The following is a 19,759-nucleotide window of genomic DNA, read 5'->3' on the forward strand; positions in this document are numbered from 1 at the left end:
CTCAGTTTTCCTCCTCCCCCCGCCGGCGCGCCCGGCGGGCGCCGCCGCCGGGCCCGGGACGTTTCCGGGAACGGGTGCGCCGGGCGTCAGGCGGCTGCGGTCGCGTACCCCGAACGGCCCAACGACAATGGGTTGCGCTCGGGGCCGTACGGCATCCAGGAGGCACACACCCATGACCACCGCCAAGGACATCATGCATCCCGGGGCTCAGTGGATCCCCTCCCACGAGACCCTCGACAGGGCCGCGCAGCTGATGCGTGAGCTGAATGTGGGCTCGCTGCCCATAGCGGACGAGAACGAACGGCTGTGCGGCATCCTCACCGACCGTGACATCGTCATCGGCTGTGTGGCCATGGGCCACGATCCGTCGCAGGTCACGGCGGGCGACATGGCCAAGGGCACGCCGCGCTGGATCGACGCGGGTGCGGATGTGGACGCGGTACTGCAGGAGATGCAGGGCCATCAGATACGCAGGCTTCCGGTGATCGAGCGCAAGCGCCTGGTCGGGATGATCAGCGAGGCCGATCTGGCCCAGCACCTGACGGAGGAGCAGCTCGCCGGATGGTGCGAGCGGGTCTACGCGACCTGACCTGCCCTTCGGATGCGCAACGGCGCCGGCGGCCCGCCGGGACGGACCGCCGGTGCTGCACATGCCATGCATACCCTGAGGGGGTAGGCTCCGGTTCATGGTCGATCATCGGGGTACGCGCTGGGGGCAGTTGATACTGCTCGTTGCGCTGCTCTGCGGGATCGCCGCCATGCACACCACGGGCCATCCGTCGGCGGATTCCGGGCAAGCGGCTCACCGGCCCGCGCACACCGGCCACACCTCCGTACAGCCGTATCACGCCCGCGTGGCGGATGTACCGGCCGTCGACGAGCACACACCCGTCTCCGTCATGGACCCCGCCTCGGTCTGTCTCGCCGTGCTCGGCGCGTGGGGTCTCGCGCTGCTGGTCGTACGGCGGGCGCTGAGCGGCCGGGCCGATCTGTCGTCCGCGTCCTGGACCTGGTTGCCGCACACGCTGCGGGCGAACGCACCACCGGTGACGGGTGTGCTCGCCCGGGTGTCGGTGCTGCGGATATAGGAGCGCGTCCGCCGCTTGCGCAGGAGCGCAGGCGGGGCACGCGCTTCCTCCGCACACCCTTCGACACCCTCACGAGGTGCAATCAGCCATGCGTAGGCACATCACGCGCCGCTCCATGCTCGGAGCATCGATCGCCGCGGCCTGTACGGGACTTCTGGCCGCCTGTTCATCCGCCGACGACGGCCACGGAGCCGGCCACCGCCCCGCGCACGGCCCCTCTCACGGCCCCTCTCACGGCTCCCGCCACGACTCCCCGCCCAACGACGGAGTGGCCAGGCCGAACGGTTATGTCTCCCCCGACGGCAGGGAGGTCCAGGCGGCCGAGGCTGAACGTCACAGCTCGGGCCGGGTACGGAAGGTGCGGGTCACGGCCACCGCGACCACGGTCGAACTCGGCGGCGGCCGGACCGTCAGGACCTGGGCCTACGGGGACGATCTGCCGGGCCGGGAGGTACGGATCACGGCCGGGGACATCCTCGACCTCACCCTCGCCAACCATCTGCCCGAGGACACCACGCTGCACTGCCACGGCATCAGGATGCGCAACGACATGGACGGTGTGCCGCATGTGACGCAGGCGCCGATCCGGCCGGGTGAGCAGTTCAGGTACCGCTTCACGGTGCCCGACCCGGGGACGCACTGGTTCCATCCGCACACCGGTGTGCAGCTGGACCGCGGGCTGTACACCCCGCTGATCGTCGAAGACCCGAAGGAGCCGCTGTCGTACGACAAGGAGTGGGTCGTCGTCCTGGACGACTGGGTCGACGGGGTCGACGGCTCGACGCCGGACGAGGTGCTCGCCGATCTCAACAAGGGCATGGCCCACGCGGGCGGCCACGGCGGCCACGGGGCCGCCAAGTCCGGGTCCCGGGCCGCGTCACCCTCGGCGCACCCCGGCCGGCGCGGCCCGTCCCGGGTGCTGACGGGGTCCCGGAGCAAGCTGCTCGGCGGTGAGGCGGGCGATGTCGACTACCCGTACTTCCTGATCAACGGGCGGACGGCGGAGGACCCCACGCAGTTCCGCGCCAACCCCGGCGACCGGATCCGGCTGCGCATCATCAACGCGGGCGGTGACACGGCCTTCCGGGTGGCGCTGGGCGGTCACCGGCTCACGGTCACCCACACCGACGGCTTCCCGGTCAAGCACGTCACGACCGACGCCCTGCTCCTGGGCATGGGCGAGCGGTACGACGTGCTGGTCACCGCCAAGGACGGAACCTTTCCGCTCACCGCGGTGGCCGAGGGCAAGAAGGCGTCGTCGATGGCCGTCCTGCGCACCTCGGGCGGGGCACGCCCGGAGTCCGGGGCACGTCCGGCGGAGCTCGGCCGAAAGGTGCTGCCGTCGGCCTACACGCTGGAGCCCGACGAGTCGGTGGCCCTCGACCGGCGGGGCAAGTACGACCGCCTCATCAAGATCAAGCTGACCGGCGGCATGAAGAAGTTCGACTGGGCGTTCGACGGGAAGCCCTACTCCCCGGACCGGCGTATCCCGGTGCGCTCCGGAGAGCGGGTGCGCCTGGTGTTCATCAACACCACGGACATGTGGCATCCCATCCACTTGCACGGCCACACCTTCGCGGTGACGGGCGTCAACGGCCGCGGCGCCCGCAAGGACACGGCAGCGATCCTGCCGCACCGGAAACTGGTCGCGGACTTCGACGCGGAGAACCCCGGTCTGTGGATGCTGCACTGCCACAACCTCTACCACGGGGAGTCCGGGATGATGACGACTCTCGCCTACCGCTCCTAGCCCCTGGGGGAGGGGCACTCCGCCCCTCCCCCAGCCACTCGCCCGGCCGCGGGGCGTGGGGGCCGAGGTGGCCCTCACCACACGACGGGACATTGCGTCAGTCAGACGATTACACTGTTTGCGTGCCTCAACTTCGCCTCGCTCTGAATCAGATCGACTCGACCGTCGGCGATCTCGCCGGCAACGCCGAGTCGATCGTGCACTGGACCCGGCACGCCGCCGAGCAGGGTGCGCATCTCGTCGCGTTCCCCGAGATGGTGCTGACCGGCTACCCCGTCGAGGACCTCGCCCTGCGCTCGTCCTTCGTGGAGGCCTCCCGGACCGCTCTGCGGGCGCTCGCCGGACGCCTCGACGCCGAAGGCTTCGGCGAGCTGCCGGTCGTCCTCGGGTATCTGGACCGCTCCGAGTCCGCCCAGCCCAAGTACGGCCAGCCCGCCGGCGCCCCGCGCAACGCGGCCGCCGTGCTGCACCGCGGCCAGGTGGCCCTCACCTTCGCCAAGCACCACCTGCCCAACTACGGCGTCTTCGACGAGTTCCGCTACTTCGTGCCGGGCGACACCATGCCCGTAATCCGGGTGCACGGCGTCGATGTCGCGCTCGCGATCTGCGAGGACCTGTGGCAGGACGGCGGCCGCGTGCCGGCCGCCCGGTCCGCCGGGGCCGGCTTGCTGATCTCGATCAACGCCTCGCCGTACGAGCAGAACAAGGACGACACCCGGCTCGAGCTGGTGCGCAAGCGCGCCCAGGAGGCCGGCTGCACCACCGCCTACCTGGCCATGATCGGCGGGCAGGACGAGCTCGTCTTCGACGGCGACTCGATCGTCGTCGGCTCCGACGGCGAGGTCATCGCGAGGGCGCCGCAGTTCGCCGAAGGCAGTGTCGTCCTCGACCTGGAGCTGCCCGCGGCGTCGGCCGAGCCCTCGACGGGCGGCGGCGGAGCCGCTCATGGACGCATCGTCGACGACGGGCTGCGCATCGACCGTGTCGTCCTCTCCGAGGACCCGCTGCCCGCGTACGAGGCCGAGCTGGCCGGTGGCTACGCCGAGCGCCTGGACGACGACGAGGAGGTGTACTCGGCGCTGGTGGTGGGCCTGCGCGCGTACGCAGCCAAGAACGGCTTCCGCTCGGTGCTGATCGGTCTCTCCGGCGGCATCGACTCCGCGCTCGTCGCCGCGATCGCCTGCGACGCGCTGGGCGCGCAGAACGTGTACGGCATCTCCATGCCGTCCAAGTACTCCTCGGACCACTCCAAGGGCGACGCGGCCGAGCTGGCGCGCCGGACCGGGCTCAACTTCCGCACCGTACCGATCGAGCCTATGTTCGACGCCTACATGGGCGCGCTCTCCCTGACCGGCCTCGCCGAGGAGAACCTCCAGTCGCGGCTGCGCGGCACGATGCTGATGGCGGTCTCCAACCAGGAGGGCCACATCGTGCTCGCGCCGGGCAACAAGTCCGAGCTGGCGGTGGGATATTCGACCCTGTACGGCGACTCGGTCGGCGCGTACGGGCCGATCAAGGACGTCTACAAGACGACGGTGTTCCGGCTCGCGAAGTGGCGCAACCGCGCCGCCGAGGAGCGCGGCCAGACCCCGCCGATCCCTGAGGCCTCGATCACCAAGCCGCCCAGCGCCGAGCTGCGCCCCGGCCAGGTGGACACCGACTCGCTGCCGGACTACGACGTACTGGACCGCATCCTGGAGCTGTACGTCGACCGGGACCAGGGCAAGGACGCCATCGTGGCGGCCGGCTTCGACGAGGAGCTGGTGACCAGGACGCTGCGGATGGTGGACACGGCGGAGTACAAGCGCCGCCAGTACCCGCCGGGCACCAAGATCTCGGCGAAGGGGTTCGGCAAGGACCGCCGGCTGCCGATCACGAACCGCTGGCGCGAGACGACGAGCGGCTGAGCACACCTTCTGACCCGGTACGGGGGCCTGCGGCAATCACCCGCGAGGCCCCCGTTCGTGTACGGTCCAGCAGCCCGGCCACCACCGCGATGACCAGCCCCGCCACGGTCAGCGCCGCGCCGGCCAGGGCGGGGGACGTCCAGCCCCAGCCCGCCGAGATGGCGACGCCGCCGAGCCAGGCACCGCCGGCGTTGGCGAGGTTGAAGGCCGAGTGGTTGGAGGCGGAGGCGAGCGTGGGCGCGTCCTGGGCCGCGCGCATCACCAGCATCTGCAGCGGTGTGGTGGTCAGAAAGCCGACCGCGCCGAGCACGACCACGGTGGCGAGGGCCAGCCATGGGGTGTGGACGGTGAGCGGGAAGACGGCGAGAGTCAGGGCGAGAGCGGCGAGCGAGCCGTAGAGGGTGGGGCGCAGCGCGCGGTCGGTCAGCGGCCCGGCGGCGAGTGCGCCGAGTGTCATGCCGATGCCGAAGAGGGCGAGGACGAGGGTCACGGAGGACTCGCCCAGGCCCATCGCCTCGGTCGTCATGGACGCGAGATAGGAGTAGACGGCGAAGACGCCGGCGAACCCGAAGACGGCGGTGAGCAGGCCGAGCAGCACCTGGCGGTCGGCGAGGGCGCGCAGCTCGCGGCCGATGCTCTGGTGCGCGTCGAGCGGCATGTGCGGGACGAGCCGGGCAAGAGCGGCCATGGAGACCAGGCCGATCACGGTGACGACGAGGAAGGTGGCGCGCCAGCCGAGGTGCTGCCCGAGTGCGGTCGCGGCCGGTACGCCGACGATGTTGGCGACTGTGAGCCCGAGGAACATGGTGGCCACGGCGCGTGCCTGACGGCCCTCGGCGACGAGCCGGGCGGCGACGACGGCACCGACCCCGAAGAACGCCCCGTGCGGCAGCCCTGCGAGTACGCGCCCCGCGATCAGCGTGCCGAACCCGGGCGCGAGCGCGGAGGCGAGGTTCCCCACGGTGAAGAGCGCCATGAGGAGGAGCAGCATCCGCTTGCGGGGCACGCGGGAGCCGAGGGAGGTGAGCAGCGGGGCGCCGATCACGACGCCGATGGCGTAGGCGGAGACGAGGTACCCGGCGGTGGGGACGGAGGTGCCGAGGTCGTCGGCGACGTTGGGCAGCAGGCCCATCATCACGAACTCGGTGGTGCCGATGCCGAATGCGGACACGGCGAGCGCGAGTAGCGCGAGGGGCATGGGGATGGGCCTTCCGAGTTAAGTTCGCTTTGGAAACAAATACGCTCAGGCCACATGTTCCCACGCGTGAACGGGTGGTTGCGGACGGATTTCTCCCCACCCCGCCCTCCCCCTACGGCCTGGCGGCCGTGGGAGGGGCCCTGTCCCGTAACTGGGGGCTCCGGCCCTGGACCCCGCGCCTCGATCTCCCCGGGCAGCCCCGGAGGGACCCCAACGGGGCTGCCCGGTCGGGCAGATCCAGCCCGTCCGGCGATCGAGGACACTCCCCCTACGCTCTGCGGGCGTGGGAGGCGCCCCCACCTCAGGCCGTACGGGGCCTGGGGTCTTGCGCCCAGCTACGGGAAGGGCGGGGTGGGGGAAACCTCACAGATCCACGCGCGCCGCGATCGGCAGGTGGTCGCTCGCCGTGCGCGGCAGCGTCCATGACGAGACCGGCTCGACCCCGCGCACCAGGATCTGGTCGATCCGCGCCATCGGGAACGACGCCGGCCAGCTGAAGCCGAAGCCGTCGCCCGCCGCTCCCTGCGTCGAGCGCAGCTGGGAGGTGATGGCGTTCAGCGAGCGGTCGTTCATCGTGCCGTTGAGGTCGCCGAGGAGCACGACCCTGCGGACCTGTTCGCGCGCGATCGCCTCGCCGAGCGCGTCGGAGCTCTTGTCGCGCTGGTTGGCCGTGAAGCCGGCGTTCACCTTGACCCGTACGGACGGCATGTGCGCGACGTACACCGCCACCTCGCCGCCCGGCGCCGCGACGGTGGCGCGCATCGCGCGGGTCCAGCCCAGTCGGATGTCCACAGGCGCGGCGGCGGAGAGCGGGTGCTTGCTCCACAGGCCGACCGTGCCCTGGACCTCGTGGTACTTGTACGTCCCCGCCAGCGCCTTCTCGTACGCCGACACCTGCCCGATCGGCAGCTCCTGCAGCGCGACGACGTCCGCGCCCGACGCGGCCACGTCCTTCGCGGTGCCCGCCGGGTCGGGATTCTCCGCGTTGACGTTGTGCGTGGCGACGGTCAGATCGCCGCCCGCGGCGGCCGACTTGCCGGTGAGCAGACCGCCGAACAGGTTCAGCCAGACGATCAGCGGCAGCAGCAGTGCGATCAGCGCGGTGGCCGAGCGCCGCAGCAGCGCGGCGACCAGGATCACCGGGATGAACAGGCCCAGCCACGGAAGAAAGGTCTCGGCAAGGCTGCCGACGTTGCCGATCCGGTTGGGGATCTGCGCGTGCAGGATCATCAGGAACGCGATCACCACGGCGAACAGCGCGATCAGAATGCCGCGCCGCCAGACGCCCCGGTCGTCGCGCACTCGTTCGAGCAGGCTCCGGAGCCGGGACCCGAAGGGCTGGGCGCCCGTTCCGCCGTTCGTCATAGAGGTGTCCTCACTGCCTTGCTGTCGCACCGGTCCCGCCGCCGCTCCTAGGACCCTAGGCGATGACCGCTGATTGCTCCGCCGTCCGTGGACGGCCGTACTTCCGGATGACGCCACGGGCGCGTACCGGGTTCCTGGTGTCGGACCAGGTGGGAACGCTGTGACAGAACGCTCACACTTCGGCCCGCCGGCACCGCGCCTTCAGCCGGGTGGACGCACGCCCTGCAGCACGGCGTCGACGATCCGCTCGGCGCTGCCCTCCCCCGGCGTGCGGTCGGGGCGCAGCACGCTGCGGACCAGCATCGGTCCCACGAAGAGGTCGCCGAGCAGGTCGAGATCGAGGTCGGAGCGGATCTCGCCGCTCTCGACGCCGCGGCGCAGCACGGCTTCCATCAGTTCGCGGCGGGGGGCCACAGCGGTGCGGTGGTACAGGTCCCAGAGCTCGGGATAGCTCTGCATCTGCGCGAAGAGGTTGTGCAGGAGGGCGGAGGAGCGCTTGGCGAGGCCGCGCCGCCGCATCGTCTCGACGAGAGCGATCAGATCGTCCCGGACACCGGTTCCGGGCAGCGGGGGGTCGTCCGGTTCCATGGACCGCACGACGTCGAGGAAGAGGGCTTCCTTGCCCTCCCAGCGGCGGTAGATGGTGGCCTTCCCGACGCCGGCGGTGCGGGCGATGCGCTCGATGGAGAGCTCGGATATGGGCACGCCTTCCTCGAGCAGCCGCACGACCGCGTCGACGATGGACCGCTCGGCCGCCGCGCTGCGGGGCCGTCCTCGCCTCGGGTTGCTGTGCTGCTCCACCTGCTGCTCCCTCAGGGGCACGTCCACTCCGCCTCTCGCCGCGTCCCCCTGATTCTCCCCGACCCGGCCGCGGCCTTGATCGGCCAGGGCCGGAGCGGGCACGCCGCCGGCCTCAGTCGAGCGCCGCGGCCTGCGCCACGGGTTCCGGGTCCTGCGGATCCGGGTCGTCGTGCGGCCGGCCGGGCAGGAACACCCCGACCACCACCGCGCCGATGACGGCGATGACCGCCGAGCCGAGCGACGTCAGATGCATGGCGTCGAGGAAAGCCTCGTGCGCCGGTCCGATCAGCGTCCTGCCCGCCGGGCCGAGCTTCTCCGCGGCGGTGAGCGTCGCCTCGAGGGACTCGCCTGCCGCGTCCCGTGCCCCGGCCGGCAGTGCGCCGAGGTGCTCCTCGATCCCGCTGCGATAGCGCGTGGCCAGCATCGAGCCGAGGACGGCCACCCCGAGCGCCCCGCCGATCTGGCGGAAGGTGTTGTTGAGCGCGCTGCCGGATCCGGCCTTCTCCCGCGGCAGCAGCTGCACCACCGTGTAGGTCACGGGTGTCGAGACATGCGCCATGCCGACACCCTGGGCGAAGAAGGCGACCTCGATCACCCACACCGGGGTCGAGGCGTCGAAGTACGCGAAGGCCACGAAGCCGGCCGCGATCAGCAGCATGCCCGCGGCCGCCGTGGCCCGGGTGCCGAACCGGGCCACGGCCAGGCGGGCCCGTGGTGCGAAGTACATCTGCGCCGCCGCCACGGGCACGATGAGCAGGCCGGCCTTCAGTGCGCTGTAGCCGCGCACGCTCTGCAGATAGAAGGCGGAGAAGAAGGTCAGGCCCATGAGGGCGAAGAAGACGAGCGCGATCGCGGCGACGCCGGCCGAGAAGGCGGGCTGTCTGAAGTACGCCAGGTCGAGGGCGGGGTGGCGGCTGCGCCTTTCGTGCACCACGAACCAGACCAGTACCGCGAGCCCCACGGCCACCGGGGCCACCACGGACAAGGCCGTGAAGTCGCCGAGCTCGCCGGCGCGGATGATCCCGTACACCACGAGCACCAGGCCGACGATCGACAGCACCACACCGACGGGGTCCAGCCGGCCGGGGTCCGGGTCCTTGGAGTCCGGCACCAGCAACGCCATGCAGATCACGGCGATGATCACGACCGGCACATTGATCAGGAAGATCGAGCCCCACCAGAAGTGGTCGAGGAGCAGTCCGCCGGTGAGCGGACCGCCGGCGATCGCGACGCCGACGCTGCCTGCCCAGATCCCCATGGCCCTGGGCTGCTCCTCGCGTTCGAAGACATGGACCAGCACGGCGAGCGTGGCAGGCATCACAAAGGCCGCGCCGAAGCCCATCATGGCCCGATATGCAATGAGTTCGGCGGCCGAGCCGGACAGTGCGGCGAACGCCGAGCCGACGCCGAAGAGGAGCGTGCCGAAGATCAGGACCTTCTTGCGGCCGATGCGGTCACCCACCAGGCCGGCGGTGAACAGCATCCCGGCGAACACGAGCGTGTACGAGTTGATCGCCCATTCCAGCTCGCTCTGGGTGGCGCCGAGGCCGTGCGGCTGGGGGCTCGCGATCGTCTTGACCGCCACGTTCAGGATGGAGTTGTCCAGCACGACGATGATCAGGCTGAACATCAGGACCGTGAGGATCATCCACCGGCGGCGGTGGACGGCCTCGGGGATCCGAGGCGAAGCGGTGAGGCCGGACGGGATCGTCATGCGGACAGGGTAGCTCGATTTCGATACGAGACCGTCTCGTATAGAAACTCCGTGCCGGGCGTGTCGCGACCTCTTTCCCCGGAGCGGCACGAGGTGCCACCATGGAGGCGGTCCGGGGACGCCGTCAGGGCGCCTCGAGATGACGAAGGAGCCGAACCCATGACGCTTCAGGCTGCCCAGACGCCCTCCGACAGCAGCAAGGCGCTGTACGGAGGCAAGGGGACCCGCCGCATCACCGTCCACGACATCGCCGCCGCCAAGGAGCGCGGCGAGAAGTGGCCCATGCTCACCGCCTACGACGCGATGACCGCGTCCGTCTTCGACGAGGCGGGCATCCCCGTGATGCTCGTCGGGGACTCCATGGGCAACTGCCACCTCGGCTACGACACCACCGTGCCGGTCACGATGGACGAGATGACGCTGCTGTCCGCCGCTGTCGTACGGGGCACCAAGCGCGCCCTCGTCGTCGGCGACCTGCCCTTCGGCTCGTACCAGGAAGGCCCGGTCCAGGCACTGCGCAACGCCACCCGGCTGGTCAAGGACGCGGGCGTCGGCGCGGTCAAGCTGGAGGGCGGCGAGCGCTCGCTGGCCCAGACCGAGCTGATCGTGCAGGCGGGAATCCCCGTGATGTCGCACCTGGGCCTGACCCCGCAGTCCGTGAACACCATGGGCTACCGGGTGCAGGGCCGCAGCGACGAGGCTGCCCACGGGCTGCTCCGCGACGCCAAGGCCGCCCAGGACGCGGGCGCGTTCGCCGTCGTGCTGGAACTCGTGCCGGCCGAGCTCGCCGCAGAGGTCACCCGCTCCCTGCACATCCCCACCATCGGCATCGGCGCCGGCCCCGACACGGACGCCCAGGTCCTGGTCTGGACGGACATGGCGGGCCTGACCGGCGGGAAGGTGCCGCGCTTCACCAAGCAGTACGCCGACCTCCGCCGGACGCTGGGCGACGCGGCGAAGGCCTTCGCGGACGATGTCGTCGGCGGTGCGTTCCCGCAGGAGGAGCACACCTTCCACTGATCACTTCCGATCGCTCCGCGATCGGTCGCCGGCCACCTCCGGCACAGACGACAGCCCGCCGATCGTCCCCCGTCGGCGGGCTGTCGGCCTGCTCCGGGCAGGGGTACGGCTTAACCTGAGAGATGGACTCGGGGGCTGTGCGCTCTGTGCCAGGAGGCGGTAGACCATGCCCGGAATCACGAGCAAGAACTTCGACGCGGCGGACGAGACCCGTCCGTTCGAGGACGGCAAGGGAAGGCTGGACCTCGTCAACACCGACCGCGGCTCCGTCGGACGAGCCGTCTTCGAGCCGGGCTGGCAGTGGTCCAAGCACGTCAAGCCCATCGCCGGGACGGACAGTTGCCAGGCCGACCACGTGGGGTACGTCGTCAGCGGGCGGATGAAGGTCGTCATGGACGACGGCGAGTCCGCCGAGTTCGGGCCCGGTGACTTCATGGCCATCGCCCCCGGCCACGACGCCTGGGTCCTGGGAGACGAGCCCTGCGTGATGATCGACTGGGTCGGCTTCGGGAACTACGCAAAGACCTGACCTGGACAGACATCCCCAGCAAGGGCATGCGGGCGGGCTGTCGGCGCCCTGTCGGTGATCTGTAGGCGTCCTGTAGGTGCGGCCGTGCACCGTAGTCGGCATGACGCGAATCGACATCAACGCCGTCGAGGTACGAGGCCTCGTGAAGCATTACGGCGAGACGAAGGCGCTGGACGGCGTGGACCTCGACGTCCGCGAGGGGACGGTCCTCGGTGTCCTCGGCCCCAACGGCGCGGGCAAGACCACCCTGGTCCGCTGCCTGTCCACCCTGATCACCCCGGACGCCGGGCGGGCGACCGTGGCGGGCTACGACGTGGTGAGGCAACCACGCCAGCTGCGCCGCACCATCGGGCTCACCGGCCAGTACGCCTCGGTCGACGAGAAGCTCTCCGGATGGGAGAACCTCTACATGATCGGGCGCCTGCTCGATCTGCCCCGCAAGGACGCCCGGCGGCGCGCCGACGAGATGCTGGAGCGCTTCTCACTCACCGAGGCGGCGCGGCGCCCCACGATGACCTACTCCGGCGGTATGCGCCGCCGGCTCGACCTGGCCGCCTCGATGATCGGCCGGCCCTCCGTGCTGTATCTCGACGAACCGACCACGGGACTCGACCCGCGTACCCGCAACGAGGTCTGGGCCGAAGTGCGGCGGATGGTCGGCGAGGGGGCGACCGTGCTGCTCACCACGCAGTACATGGAGGAGGCCGAGCAGCTCGCCGACGAGCTCACCGTCATCGACCGCGGCCAGGTCATCGCGAACGGCGCGGTCGACGAGCTGAAGGCGAGGGTCGGCGGCCGGACCCTGCAGATGAGGCCGAGCGATCCGGCGCAACTGCCCGCGATGGCACGGGCGGTGGCCGATGCGGGCCTGGACGGTATCGCGGGGGTGCGGGTCGTACCGGAGGAGGGACTGCTGTACGTACCGATCCTCAGTGACGGGCAACTGACCTCTGTGATCGCACTGTTGAGTGCCCACGGCTTCGGCATCGCGCACATCGGCACCCAACTGCCCAGCCTGGACGAGGTGTTCCTGCTCATCACCGGCGGGCAGACGCCGGCCGTCACCGACACGATTCCCGAGGAGGTCGCGGTATGAGCGCGGCAACAGCTTCCGCACCCGCCACCGTGGCCGCCGGGGAGGGCCGGATCGGCCTTCGGGCCAACCTGCGGCACATCGGCGCTCTGGTGCGCCGCAATGTCATGCAGATCAAGCAGGACCCGGAGTCGATGTTCGACGTCCTGTTCATGCCCGTCATCTTCACGCTGCTGTTCGTGTACGTCTTCGGGGGCGCGATCGCCGGCAAGGGCAGGCAGGACGTGTACGTCAGCTATCTGGTCCCCGGTCTGATGGCGATGATGGGCATGAACATCGCCATGGCCGTCGGCACCGGGGTCAACGACGACTTCCGGAAGGGCGTGATGGACCGGTTCCGGACGATGCCCATCGCCCGGTCCTCCGTCCTCGTCGCGAAGATCGTCGTCGAGGTCGGCCGGATGGTGGTCGCCATCACCATCCTGCTCGCGATGGGCTTTCTGCTCGGGATGGAGATCAGGACGTCCGTCCTCGAACTCCTCGCGGCGGTGGGCCTGTCACTGCTGTTCGGCGCCTCGCTCATGTGGATCTTCATCCTGCTGGGACTGACCATGAAGACGGCGCAGGCCGTCCAGGGGATGGCGATGATGGTGCTCATGCCGTTGCAGTTCGGTTCGTCGATCTTCACCCCGCCGAGCTCGATGCCCGGCTGGCTCGAGACGTTCACCGACTACAACCCCCTGTCCAATCTGGCGGACGCGGCCCGGGGCCTGATGAACGGCGGCGCGGTCGCCCACTCCGTGTGGATGACGCTGGGGTGGGCCGCGGCGATCACCCTGGTGACGGCGCCGCTGGCAGTGGCCAAGTTCCGTAACAAGTCCTGACCGGGGGCGCGTCGGCTCACACCAGGGCGGTGGCCTCCTCGAGGGAGAGGCCGCCGCCCTCGGCGTACGCCGCCTCGTAGGCCGCGTCCCCCAGCAGGGCGCGGACGGCCTGTTCGGCGAGGGCGCGGTTCTCGCGTTCCAGGTTGGTCACGAAGTGGCGGGCCGGCATCAGACCTTCGTACGCGCCGAGCAGGCGGGCGGCGCAGCGGGCCCGGTCCTCGCCGCCGAGACCGGCCAGCGCGCGGGCCGCGGTGAGCACATGGGTCGCGGGCATCTGCGGGGCGATCATCATGGCGAACGGTTCGGCGGACAGCCGCAGCGCCTCGCGTGCGTGCTCCAGGGCCTCGGCGTGGCGTCCGTCGACGACGTCGAGCCAGGCGATGCCGCCGAGCACGATCCCCTCGAAGACGGTGAATCTGTGCAGGTACTCGCGCATCAACTCCAGCTGCCGGCGGGCCTCGTCGGTGCGCCCGGTGCAGCCGAGCCACAGGGCCAGGATCATCCGCGCCGCCGGAACCGCCTCGGCCCCGGACTCCCGTTCCGCGGCGAGCACCTCGCGCAGGATCGCCTCGCCCGTCCCGCCGTGGCCGCTCTCGATGAGCACCCCGGCGAGACGGGCCCGCAGCAGGGCGGCCTGGTTCTGGGCGCCGAGCTCCTTGGCGTACTCGACCGCCGCCCGGTAGTCGGCCGCGGCCTCCTCGTACGCTCCGGACCGCTCATGGGACTCGCCACGCGAGGACAGCGCCTCGGCCACTCCCCAGGCGTCGCCGAGACGCCGATAGATCTCGAGGCTGCGGTCGGCGTCGCGGCGGGCGCTGCCGGCCGAGGCGGTGCGGTTGGCCAGTACGTTGGCGCGGATCTGCAGGGCGGTGGCGAGCTCCCACGCGTGGCCGGCCTCCTCGGCGGTGCGGACGGTCTCGTCGAGGACGTGCATCACCTGGTCGCTGTCGCCGGTCATCAGGACGGCGTAGAACCACAGCGAGGCGGGGAACCGGCAGGTCTGCGGCAGGTCGGCCCCGTAGGCGGTGACCACGCCGTGCAGCCACTCGCGCCGGTCGGGGCCGGTCCACTCCTCGGCACTGTGGTCCATGCTGACCATACGGATCAGCGCGACCTGCCGCCGTGCCTCGTCGAGCAGTTCGCCCCGCAGCGGCGGCGGCGCGTCGATGCACCGCTCGTGCAGCGGGGGTGCGGGGTGCACGGGTGGCGCGAAGGGATCGGGTCCGAGGGAGGCGGCGGCCTGCGACCAGTGGCGGGCGTCGGCGCGCAGGTCCTTCATCTGCCAGTACCAGGCGAGGGAGAGCACGAGGCACAGTGCTTCGTGCTCGTCCCGCGCGCCGACGGCTCGGCGCAGGGCGGTGCGCAGATTCTCGTACTCCAGCTCCAGCAGCCCGACCGCGGCGCGTTGGCCGTGCTCGCGCAGCAGAGGGTCGGTGGTGCGGGCGAGTTCCCGGTAGTGGGCGAGATGCAGCCGCTCGACGGCGTCCCGTTCCCGGGCCTCGTCGAGCCGCTCGGCGGCGTACTCGGCGACGGTCTCGAGCAGCCGGTACCGCGTCTGCCCGCCGGGTGCGGGCACGGCGACGACGAGGGACTTGTCGATGAGAGCGCCGAGGGCGTCTGCGACGTCGGCAACGGTGTCGGGCAGCGCGTCCGGCGTGCCCGGCGGGACCGGCTCCGAGGGGAGGGATCCGTCCGGACCGGCGGGGGTGTTCCCCGTCGGAGGTGGTGCGGGCGGGCCGGAGCCGCCGGGTTCGGCCGATGACGGCACCGCCGGTGCAGCCCATGCGGGGAGGACACCGGGGCCCGGGACAGCCGCGGTGGGCGGCTGCGGCGCCCCCGCGCAGACCGATTCCGCCGCGCTCAGGTCGCAGCCGCCGGCGAAGACCGACAGACGGCGCAGGACCGCCCGTTCGGGAGCGTCCAGCAGGTCCCAGGACCAGTCGACCACCGCGCGCAGCGTCTGCTGGCGGGGCAGCGCCGTGCGGCTGCCGGTCGTCAGGAGGCGGAAACGGTCGTCCAGACGGTCGGCGATCTGGCGTGGGGTGAGCATCCGCAGGCGGGCCGCGGCGAGTTCGATGGCCAGGGGGAGGCCGTCCAGTCGCCGGCAGATCTCCGCGCACGCCGCCGCCGTCGCCTCGTCCTCGTCCACCCGGAAGCCCGGTCGCGCCGATGCGCCGCGCTCGGCCAGCAGGCGCAGGGCCGCCGGGTCCGGGAGCGGGTCGACCGGGCGTACCAGCTCACCGGGCACGCCGAGCGGTTCACGGCTGGTGGCCAGGATCGTGAGGCCGGGGCAGCTCTCGAGCAGCCGCTGCGCCAGCGTCGCCGCGGCCTCGACGACATGCTCGCAGTTGTCCAGGAGCAGGAGCATGCGGCGCCGCGCGCAGTGTTCGGTCAGGCGGACGAGTGCGTCGTCGCCGCGCCGGTCGGCGGCGCGAAGCTCCTCCGCACCGGCTCCGCGCAGCACGGTCTCCCGCGCCCCGAGCGCGCCGAGCACCGCCTCGGACACCGTGTCCGGGTCGTCGACGGGGGCGAGTTCGGCGAGCCAGACACCGTCCGGCCAGGGGTCGCCGGGGCCGGCCGCCGCCGCGCGCTCGGCGGCTTCCTGGGACAGGCGGGTCTTGCCCGCTCCGCCGGGGCCGAGCAGGGTGACGAGCCGGGCGTGGCCAAGGTCGGCCCGGATTGCGTGAAGTTCGGGCTCGCGGCCGACGAAACTGGTCAGCCGGGCGCGCAGGTTGCCCGGCGCGGGGGCGGCAACACCCGGCGCGGGTCCCGCGGACGCGGACAGGGCCGGCGTGGGTACCGCCGTCGCGGGCATGCCCGGCACGGGCAGAGCCGACCCATCCACCGCCGACGCAGGCATGCCCGACGCGGGCACCGCCGACCCAGGCGCCCCCGACCCAGGAACGACCGACGCGGGCACCGCCGCCCCAGGCACCCCCGACGCGGGCACCCCCGACGCGGGCACCGCCGCCCCAGGCACCCCCGGCCCAGGCACCCCCGACGCGGGCACCGCCGGAAGCGGCAGCGCAGGCGCGGGCACCCCCCGCGCCGGCTTGAGCAACTCGACCTGGAGTCGCAGCAGTTCGGAACCCGGATCGGCACCGAGCGTGTCGGCGAGCGTCCTGCGTACCTCCTCGTACGCCGCCAGCGCCTGCGCCGCCCGCCCCGCGTCCCTCAGCGCCCGTATCCGCAGGGCATGCAGCGGCTCGTCCAGCGGATGTTCCGCGCACAGCGCGGCGAGCTCCGGCAGGGCTGCCTCGGCCCCGCCCAGCGCGAGCTCGGCGGACAGCCGCGCACGGCGGGCGTCGAGCCGCCGGGACTCGAGACGCGCCGCCTGCGCCGTACGGTCCGGCAGATCGGCCAGCACCGGCTCCCGCCACAGCGCGAGCGCGTCGTCCAGGACCGTCGCCGCCTTGGCCGCGTCCCCCTCCGCCAGGGCACGCGCGCCCTCCCCCGCCAGCCGGTCGAACCGGTGCAGGTCCACCTCGTCGCGTTCGGCGCACAGCCGGTAGCCGCCCTCGGCCGAGACCACCGCCCCGTGCCCGAGTGCCCGCCGCAGCCGGCCGACGAGCGCCTGCAGCGCCGCCACCGCATCCGCGGGCGGATCGCCGTCCCACACCTCGTCGACGAGCACCCCGACCGGGACCGCGCGCCCGGCGCGCAGGGCCAGCACGGTCAGCAGGGCGCGCAGCCGTGCTCCGCCGAGCGCGACGGGCGTGCCGTCGTCGTGGAGTACCTGTACGGGGCCCAGTACGCGAAAGTGCACCCGGCCATTGTCCCTGGTGCCGACCGGGGCCTGTCCGGCGGGAACAGGAACCGGCGCCGGGGTACAGGACGTTCTCCCGGCACCCACCGGTACGGTCTATCCGCACATGTGTCCCGCCCGCCCCGTTCCAGGAGTCGCTCCATGACCACCGCTGCCAGGCGCCACAGCGACCGCAGGATCAGTCCCGTCTTCATAGGGATCGCCGCGGTGATGACGGTGACGGGCTGGGCCGTGTGGACGGAATTCGCGGCCAGCCCCGGCCTCGCCGTCTTCCTGTTCGTCACCTCGGCGTGGATCGTCTCGCTGTGTCTGCACGAGTACGCCCACGCCCGCACCGCGCTGCACGGCGGCGACATCACCATCGGCGCCAAGGGTTATCTGACCCTGAACCCTTTCAAGTACACGCATGCGCTGCTGAGCATCGTGCTGCCGGTCATCTTTGTGATCATGGGCGGTATCGGTCTGCCGGGCGGCGCCGTGTTCATCGAGCACCACCGGATCCGGGGCCGCTGGAAGCACACCCTGATCTCGGCGGCGGGCCCCCTGACCAACGCGCTGTTCGCCGCCGTGTGCACCGCGCCGTTCTGGCTGGACGCGCTGGACGGCATCCCCACACCGTTCCGGTTCGCACTCGCCTTCCTGGCGCTGCTCCAGGTCACGGCGACGATTCTGAACTTCCTGCCGGTGCCCGGCCTGGACGGCTACGGCGTGATCGAGCCGTGGCTGTCGTACAAGGTCCGCCGCCAGGTGGAGCCGTTCGCCCCGTACGGCATGCTCGTCCTGTTCCTGTGCCTGTTCTTCATCCCCGAGGTCAACGCCGCGTTCTTCGACGCGATCTACGGGATCATGGACGCGCTCGGGGTGAGCCGGATCGACATGGAGTGCGGACGGGACCTGTTCGAGTTCTGGGACGGGCAGCACGACTTCTGTGCGTCCCGCTGACCGTAGGCCCTGATCATTGCCGCTGACCGTTGCCCTGACCGCGTCAGGTCTGCCGGAGCGGCCGGCAGGCCGTCAGTCCGCCGCCCGGCGCTCCGCCTTCGCCCTGCGCAGGTAGTACCAGGCCATGTTCGACGAGAGCCCGCCGAGCAGCACCCAGACGATCCCGAGCCAGGTGCCGTGGACGAAGGACACCACCGCCGCAGTGACGGCGAGCGCGCAGACGACGAGTGCGTAGAGAGCGAGGCGGGGCATGGGGTACGGCTCCTGTCGGGGGGTGGTTCGTCCGGTCCAGTGTCCCCCATGCCCCCGGGTGCCCTACACGTCGGTGACGCGGAGCCCCGCATGGGCCTTGTACCGGCGGTTCACCGAGATCAGGTTGGCGACCAGCGACTCGACCTGATGGGCGCCTCGCAGCCGGCCGGCGAAGACTCCGCGCATCCCCGGGATACGGCCGGCCAGCGCCTGCACGATGTCGGTGTCAGCGCGTGATTCGCCCAGCACCATGACATCCGTGTCGATCTCCTCGATCGACTCGTCCTGGAGCAGCACGGCGGACAGGTGGTGGAAGGCGGCCGTCACCCGCGAGTCGGGCAGCAGGGCCGCGGCCTGTTCGGCGGCGCTGCCCTCCTCCGGCTTGAGTGCGTAGGCGCCCTTCTTGTCGAAGCCGAGCGGGTTGACGCAGTCGACGACGAGCTTGCCGGCCAGCTCCTTCTGCAGCGCCTCCAGCGTCTTGGCGTGCCCGTCCCACGGCACCGCCACGATCACCACGTCGCTGCGCCGTGCGCACTCGGCGTTGTCGGCGCCCTCGATCCCGAGGCCCAGCTCGGCCGCGGCCCTCTCGGCGCGCTCCGCGACCCGGGAACCGATGATCACCTTCTGGCCCGCCCTGGCCAGCCGGTAGGCAAGGCCGCGGCCCTGGTCGCCGGTGCCGCCGAGGACACCGACGACGAGGCCGGAGACATCGGGGAGGTCCCAGGGGTCCTTGGCCGGAGCCTTCGGCGCGGTGCCGCTGCCGGTGCCTGCGTTGTCAGTAGAAGTCATGGCCCGACCTTACTTGCAGGTACCGCGCTCCCGATCGGGTGAGCCGAGGCCGGGCCGCCCCCGCCGGGACCCGGTTCTGGTACAGGATGCGGGGCCATGGATGCCGTACGCGTCGCGCTGCTGCGCGAAGTCCTGGCGGGGACCCAGTGGCCGGCGGCGACCCGGCAGTTCGCGCGGGCGCTGCGCTCGTCCGTGGTGCCGCAGGGCGGCGGGCTGCTGCTGGTGGGGACCGAGGAGTACGAGCCGTGGCATCTGGCCGCACACCTGGCGGACGAGGCCGCCTGGTCGGGGCAGCCGGGGCTCGCGCCGACTCTGGTGCGCCATCACGCGCGCCCCGGGGACCCGGCCCAGCTCGCCGTGGGGCTCGGCAGGCTGGAGGCGGCGCGGCGCGGCGAGACGTTGCTGGTGGTGGCTCCCGAGCGGCCGGACGCCGGGCTGCTTGAGCGGGTGTGCGACGCGCGCCGGGCGGGGGCGACGGTCCTGGCTCTGGACGGCGGTGATCCGGAGATGCACGGTCTGGCCCATGAGGCGCTGGCGGTACCGGCCACGGACGGCGACGGCCGGCCCGCGGAGATCGACATCGACACCGTGCAGCATCTGGTCAGCGCCGCGGCGGGCGAGAACAGCCTGCCCGCACCGCGCGGCCGGCGAGGGTTCAGGGACCGCCTGTCGCGGCTCGCGGACCAGCTGATGTCCCCTCCGCCGCCCCGCTGGTGACCTG

At 71.7% G+C, this 19,759-nt stretch carries 17 protein-coding genes; 10 read left to right on the forward strand and 7 right to left on the reverse strand.

Going from position 1 to position 19,759, the window contains the following annotated elements; all coding sequences use genetic code 11:
• Window positions 1–172 precede the first annotated feature (172 nt).
• The 4 genes from ABZ208_RS13340 (at window position 173) to ABZ208_RS13355 (ending at window position 4,745) form a co-directional block, all read left to right on the forward strand.
• Window positions 173–589 (forward strand): CBS domain-containing protein, encoded by a 417-nt coding sequence (locus ABZ208_RS13340; protein ID WP_328401353.1) that lies wholly within the window; start codon window positions 173–175, stop codon window positions 587–589.
• A gap of 97 nt (window positions 590–686) precedes the next feature.
• Complete coding sequence (locus ABZ208_RS13345; protein WP_356909602.1) at window positions 687–1,088, forward strand: hypothetical protein; 402 nt, start codon at window positions 687–689, stop codon at window positions 1,086–1,088.
• Window positions 1,089–1,176: 88 nt separating this feature from the next.
• The gene (locus ABZ208_RS13350; RefSeq protein WP_356909603.1) at window positions 1,177–2,838 is read left to right on the forward strand and encodes a multicopper oxidase family protein; all 1,662 of its coding nucleotides are present in this window, start codon (window positions 1,177–1,179) and stop codon (window positions 2,836–2,838) included.
• Between the two features lie 122 nt (window positions 2,839–2,960).
• Window positions 2,961–4,745, forward strand: a complete 1,785-nt coding sequence (locus ABZ208_RS13355) for an NAD+ synthase (protein WP_356909604.1) — start codon at window positions 2,961–2,963, stop codon at window positions 4,743–4,745.
• Here the strand turns inward: ABZ208_RS13355 and ABZ208_RS13360 are convergent.
• The 4 genes from ABZ208_RS13360 to ABZ208_RS13375 all read right to left on the reverse strand — a co-directional run bounded on the left by ABZ208_RS13360 (window position 4,711) and on the right by ABZ208_RS13375 (window position 9,823).
• Entirely contained in the window at window positions 4,711–5,943 is a 1,233-nt protein-coding gene (locus ABZ208_RS13360) for an MFS transporter (protein ID WP_356909605.1), read from the reverse strand. The genes ABZ208_RS13355 and ABZ208_RS13360 overlap by 35 nt on opposite strands.
• A 363-nt stretch (window positions 5,944–6,306) precedes the next feature.
• Window positions 6,307–7,308, reverse strand: coding sequence for an endonuclease/exonuclease/phosphatase family protein (locus tag ABZ208_RS13365; RefSeq protein ID WP_356909606.1), 1,002 nt, complete (start codon window positions 7,306–7,308; stop codon window positions 6,307–6,309).
• Between the two features lie 201 nt (window positions 7,309–7,509).
• On the reverse strand, window positions 7,510–8,109 hold the full coding sequence (locus tag ABZ208_RS13370) for a TetR/AcrR family transcriptional regulator (protein WP_328401341.1): 600 nt from the start codon (window positions 8,107–8,109) through the stop codon (window positions 7,510–7,512).
• A gap of 112 nt (window positions 8,110–8,221) precedes the next feature.
• Window positions 8,222–9,823 (reverse strand): DHA2 family efflux MFS transporter permease subunit, encoded by a 1,602-nt coding sequence (locus tag ABZ208_RS13375; protein WP_356909607.1) that lies wholly within the window; start codon window positions 9,821–9,823, stop codon window positions 8,222–8,224.
• Window positions 9,824–9,982: 159 nt separating this feature from the next.
• Between ABZ208_RS13375 and panB the strand changes: the two genes are divergently transcribed.
• The 4 genes from panB to ABZ208_RS13395 all read left to right on the forward strand — a co-directional run bounded on the left by panB (window position 9,983) and on the right by ABZ208_RS13395 (window position 13,289).
• Window positions 9,983–10,843: a 3-methyl-2-oxobutanoate hydroxymethyltransferase gene (panB, locus tag ABZ208_RS13380; protein ID WP_356909608.1), complete on the forward strand. Its 861-nt coding sequence runs from the start codon at window positions 9,983–9,985 to the stop codon at window positions 10,841–10,843.
• A 166-nt stretch (window positions 10,844–11,009) separates the two neighbouring features.
• Complete coding sequence (locus ABZ208_RS13385) at window positions 11,010–11,372, forward strand: cupin domain-containing protein (protein WP_356909609.1); 363 nt, start codon at window positions 11,010–11,012, stop codon at window positions 11,370–11,372.
• Between the two features lie 100 nt (window positions 11,373–11,472).
• A complete protein-coding gene (locus tag ABZ208_RS13390; protein ID WP_356909610.1) occupies window positions 11,473–12,468 on the forward strand; it encodes an ATP-binding cassette domain-containing protein in 996 nt (331 codons plus the stop codon).
• Complete coding sequence (locus ABZ208_RS13395) at window positions 12,465–13,289, forward strand: ABC transporter permease (RefSeq protein WP_356909611.1); 825 nt, start codon at window positions 12,465–12,467, stop codon at window positions 13,287–13,289. Before ABZ208_RS13390 ends, ABZ208_RS13395 begins: the two co-directional genes overlap by 4 nt.
• A 16-nt stretch (window positions 13,290–13,305) precedes the next feature.
• Here the strand turns inward: ABZ208_RS13395 and ABZ208_RS13400 are convergent, their stop codons facing one another.
• Window positions 13,306–17,055: a BTAD domain-containing putative transcriptional regulator gene (locus ABZ208_RS13400; RefSeq protein WP_356909612.1), complete on the reverse strand. Its 3,750-nt coding sequence runs from the start codon at window positions 17,053–17,055 to the stop codon at window positions 13,306–13,308.
• A 141-nt stretch (window positions 17,056–17,196) separates the two neighbouring features.
• Between ABZ208_RS13400 and ABZ208_RS13405 the strand changes: the two genes are divergently transcribed.
• Complete coding sequence (locus tag ABZ208_RS13405) at window positions 17,197–17,997, forward strand: site-2 protease family protein (protein WP_356909613.1); 801 nt, start codon at window positions 17,197–17,199, stop codon at window positions 17,995–17,997.
• Between the two features lie 72 nt (window positions 17,998–18,069).
• Here the strand turns inward: ABZ208_RS13405 and ABZ208_RS13410 are convergent, their stop codons facing one another.
• Both ABZ208_RS13410 and npdG read right to left on the reverse strand, forming a co-directional pair.
• On the reverse strand, window positions 18,070–18,249 hold the full coding sequence (locus ABZ208_RS13410) for a hypothetical protein (RefSeq protein ID WP_356909614.1): 180 nt from the start codon (window positions 18,247–18,249) through the stop codon (window positions 18,070–18,072).
• 63 nt (window positions 18,250–18,312) lie between these two features.
• Entirely contained in the window at window positions 18,313–19,038 is a 726-nt protein-coding gene (gene npdG, locus ABZ208_RS13415) for an NADPH-dependent F420 reductase (protein WP_356909615.1), read from the reverse strand.
• A gap of 96 nt (window positions 19,039–19,134) precedes the next feature.
• On the opposite strand from npdG, the gene ABZ208_RS13420 reads away from it, so the two are divergent.
• A complete protein-coding gene (locus tag ABZ208_RS13420; protein WP_356909616.1) occupies window positions 19,135–19,755 on the forward strand; it encodes a hypothetical protein in 621 nt (206 codons plus the stop codon).
• Window positions 19,756–19,759: the final 4 nt, after the last annotated feature.

The sequence above is a fragment of the Streptomyces sp. NPDC006208 genome (genome assembly GCF_040613775.1).
Lineage (GTDB): Bacteria > Actinomycetota > Actinomycetes > Streptomycetales > Streptomycetaceae > Streptomyces.